The sequence below is a fragment of the Amycolatopsis sp. WAC 04197 genome (genome assembly GCF_003947475.1).
In the GTDB taxonomy this organism is placed as follows: domain Bacteria; phylum Actinomycetota; class Actinomycetes; order Mycobacteriales; family Pseudonocardiaceae; genus Amycolatopsis; species Amycolatopsis japonica.
The window spans coordinates 1-836 of sequence record NZ_QHJK01000030.1; the positions used below are offsets into that span (position 1 = coordinate 1).

The 836-nt window shown below is 64.4% G+C and carries 1 protein-coding gene; it reads left to right on the forward strand.

The features are described 5' to 3' along the window. Window positions 1-45: 45 nt before the first annotated feature. Window positions 46-836, forward strand: a 791-nt coding sequence (locus tag DMC64_RS42570; RefSeq protein WP_148106991.1) for a hypothetical protein, incomplete at its 3' end; no start/stop codon positions are given.

The following is an 836-nucleotide window of genomic DNA, read 5'->3' on the forward strand; positions in this document are numbered from 1 at the left end:
GCGTTGCTGGGCTTGGTCACGGAGGGAAATCTCCTGGGCCGGTCCTTGGACGTGGCCGATGCGGGTGATCGGGCCTGGATCGACAAGCTCGCCTACGCCGCCGCATGGGCGGACAAGACCGCGACGGTCGAACAACTGGTGGCACGCTTGGTCAACGACGGCGTCGCCGATACCGATGGCAGCTTGACACCACTGGTCACCCGCATCGTGAACGAAGCCACCACCAACGGCGACCGCTATCTGCCGATCTCCGCCGACAGCCCCGCCGACCACACCACCGTCCTGCGACGCACCGGAACACTGGCACTGAAAAACCACATCGAACTATTCACCCTCAACCGACCGGACGCCACCAACCGGCTCGTCCGACACATGCGCATCAACCACATCACCGGCACCCAAGAAGCACTGCGTGCTATCGCCGACACCGTCCTCGACGTCCGCACCGATCAACCCCTCCCCGGCACCCACACCATCCCAGTACGAACACACAACGGCAGGATCGTCCACGCCCTCCCCCTCCCCGCCAACGCCGGCACAGCCTTCGTCAACCCCACCTACACCACCAACATCAACGCAGCCTTCCCCAACCCCCAACCCGGCGTCATCACCATCCTCGCCCACCACGACACCACCGACACCTACCACCTCGACGAACACATCCCCCACACCCCCCAAGACCTCATCAACACCATCGCCAACCTCCCCATCCACTGGCCCACCAACCACACCCTCACCCTCCTCGCCTGCTACCTCACCCCCACCCAACACACCCACCTCCAACACCTCATCCACCAACACCCCACCCTCCACCACCTCACCCTCAACACCCCCCA